The organism is Kitasatospora sp. NPDC004272, from assembly GCF_053603035.1.
The window spans coordinates 1-2880 of the sequence record NZ_JBSGET010000268.1 but is presented as its reverse complement, the minus strand read 5'-3'; the positions used below and the strand labels follow the sequence as shown (position 1 = coordinate 2880).

Annotated in this window: 3 protein-coding genes; 2 read left to right on the top strand and 1 reads right to left on the bottom strand. The window is 72.7% G+C overall.

Features of this window, described 5'->3' with window-relative positions:
- Positions 1–52: 52 nt before the first annotated feature.
- Entirely contained in the window at positions 53–1033 is a 981-nt protein-coding gene (locus ACWEO5_RS38275; protein ID WP_452166676.1) for a ScbA/BarX family gamma-butyrolactone biosynthesis protein, read from the bottom strand.
- Between the two features lie 123 nt (positions 1034–1156).
- On the opposite strand from ACWEO5_RS38275, the gene ACWEO5_RS38270 reads away from it, so the two are divergent.
- Both ACWEO5_RS38270 and ACWEO5_RS38265 read left to right on the top strand, forming a co-directional pair.
- On the top strand, positions 1157–1786 hold the full coding sequence (locus ACWEO5_RS38270) for a ScbR family autoregulator-binding transcription factor (RefSeq protein WP_452166675.1): 630 nt from the start codon (positions 1157–1159) through the stop codon (positions 1784–1786).
- A gap of 262 nt (positions 1787–2048) precedes the next feature.
- Positions 2049–2783 carry an SDR family NAD(P)-dependent oxidoreductase gene (locus ACWEO5_RS38265; RefSeq protein WP_344559440.1) on the top strand — a complete coding sequence of 245 codons (735 nt, stop codon included), beginning with the start codon at positions 2049–2051 and terminating at the stop codon, positions 2781–2783.
- Positions 2784–2880: the final 97 nt, after the last annotated feature.

Sequence of the window (2880 nt, the reverse complement as noted above, 5' to 3'; positions counted from 1 at the left end):
CACCGCCGGCACCGGCGGCGGTGCGCGGCGGTGCGCGGCGGGGGTCGGGGCGTCAGCCGTACTGCGGCCTGCTGGTGACCGTGATGGAGAAGACGGCGGCGCCGTCCTGGGTGGCGTCGACCCGGACCCGGCCGGTCCCCTCCTGGTCGGCCGGTCCGGCCGGTAGCGCTTCGGCGGTCAGCAGGCAGGCCCGGTCGAACTCGACGTACCGGGAGAAGCGGGCGTCGAAGGCGACGGGCAGGACCGGGGTGCCGGCGACGACCTGTCCGGCCTGCGCGGCGGCTTCGAGCAGCACCATGCCCGGTACGTGGTCGTGGGGGTGGTCGAAGAGGATCCGGTGGCCGGGGTCGACCCGCAGCTGCCAGTGGTGTTCCGCGGCCGTCGGGCTGAGGACGACGTCCCGCTCCAGGTGGCGGCCGACCAGGCCGGCGGCCACCGGCGGGGTGAGCGGCAGGGCCTGGGCGAAGGCCCGGGCGGCGTCCGCGTACCGTCCGCGCAGGCGGTCGTACAGGGCGGGCGGGTAGGTCGTGTAGGCGAGTTCGGCGCTGCCGACGGGGCGTCCCGCGCGGTGGACCTCGATCCGGGAGGTGCAGTGCAGCGATCCGAGCCTGCGGCGCTTCACCTCGGGGTGGGTGATCAGCAGGCTGACGGTGGCGGGTTCGGGCCCGACGGCCAGGGCCGCGGGGTCGACGGCGGCCCGCAGGCGTTCGAGGCCGAGGCGGTGGCCGAGCGGTACGTGGTGGAAGGAGTGGGTCAACAGTGCCAGTGCTTGTCGGACGCTCTCGACGACCAGTAAGGGACTGTAGCGGCCGTCCTGGACGTAGAAGGCGTGCTCGGTCGGCCACTCGGCGAGGACCCGCTGGGCGTCGTCGGAGACCGGGCTCCAGCCGGTGACCAGGGCTTCGTCGGGTATCGCCTTGCGGACCATCGCGGACATGTCTAACGGCTCGGGCAGTTCAGGCAGTTCGGGTGGTTCGGGTAGGGCGATGACGGCGGCGGCGGTGCCGCAGGTGGCGGTGCTGTTCGGTGCCATGCGAGATTCCCCCCAGCAGTGGGTTGCCGATCATGGACCGGGGCAAGTGACTTGGCCCCCGTTGCCTCTGCGCCATAAAATAAAGAACACTTCGCTTTTGGTAAAGACCGACGGAGGCACAGGATGGCGAGACGAGAGCTCAAACAGGAGCGGGCGGAACGGACCCGCGCCATGGTGGTGGAGGCCGCGGCGGACGTGTTCGGGCAGCTCGGCTTCGCGGGGGCGAGCGTCTCGAAGATCGCCGACCGGGCGGGAGTGACGCTGGGCGCCGTCTACTTCCACTTCCGCAGCAAGGACGAACTGGCCCGGCACATCGTCTCCCGGCAGCCCGAACTGGTGGTGCCGCCGCACTCCTCCCAGGGCCTGCAGCACGCGATCGACGTCACCCTCACCTGGGCGTACCAGCTGCCCGTCGACCCCTTCCTGCGGGCGGGCGCCCGACTGGTGTGGGAGCAGGAGCAGTTCGTCCCGCGCGAGGAGAACTCCCACCAGCAGTGGACGTCGATCATGGCCGACAACCTCCGCGCCGCGCAGGCCCGGCGGGAGTTGAAGGCCAGCACCGACATCGAAGCGGTGGCCCGGCTGGTGGTCAACGCGTGCACCGGCGCGCAGATGCACTCGTACGTCGAGACCGTGCACACCGACCTGCCGAGCCGGGTGGCCGAGATGTGGCAGTGTCTGCTGCCGGCGATCGCGGTGCCGAGCGCCCTCAGCCGGATCTCGATCGACGAGTCCCGCGGGCGGGCCGGGTGAGCCGCGTGCGGTTCGCCTGACCCGCGGCCGGCGACCGCCCCGCACCACACCGCACCACACCGACCGCACCGCACGACACCCGGCACGGAGCGCCCGCGGCGCGCCACCCTCGGCCGGGCGGCCGCGGCGCGGGACCCGCACGCTCGCTCCACCCGTTCGACTGAGCACCGCCGTACAGGGCACGACGAACTCCATTGCACCGGGACTCGGGAGGGACACACACATGGAACTGGGCCAGGGCTCGCTGAGCGGGAAGAGAATCATGGTCACGGGGGCTTCCAGCGGGATAGGGGCGGCGGCCGGTCGGCTGTTCGCCGCGGAGGGGGCCGCCGTGGTGCTGATGGCCCGCAGGGCGGAGCAGTTGGGCGCGCTGGTCGCCGAGATCCGGGCCGGGGGCGGCCGGGCCGAGGCGTGCGTCGGCGACGTCACCCTGGCCCGGGACGTCGCCCGGGCCGTCGCCACCGCGACCGAGGCGTTCGGCGGTCTGGACGGCGCGTTCAACAACGCGGGCTGGGGGACGCTCGGTTCGGAGCTGCACGAGACCGACGACGCGGTCTTCGACCGGATCATGGAGGTGAACGTCCGGGGCGTGTGGAACTGCCTGAAGCAGCAGATCCCGGTCATGCTGGGGCAGGGCTCCGGCGGGGCGATCGTCAACACGTCCAGCACCGCGGGCCTGTTCGCCACCGGGGCGGTCTCGCCCTACGTGGCGGCCAAGCACGCGGTGCTCGGTCTGACCCGGGCCGCGGCGGCGGAGTACGGGCGGCGGGGCATCCGGGTCAACGCCCTGATGGTCGGGTCGACCCGCACCGAGCTGATGGAGGAGGCCATCCGGAAGGTCCCGGAGCTGGAGCTGGCCGCCACGGCCCGGGCCATCCAGCCGCGGCTGGCCGAGCCGGTGGAGGTGGCGCGGGCGGCCCTGTGGCTGCTCAGCGACCAGTCCTCGTTCGTCACCGGGGGCGCGGTGCCCGTCGACGGCGGCAGCAGCGCGGTCTAGGGCCGCGTCAGGCAGCCTTTGCCGGGCGAAGGTTGCCTGACGCGGCGCTAGGTCCCGTCGGACAGGGACACGACGAGAACTGAAGAGAGTGATGGAT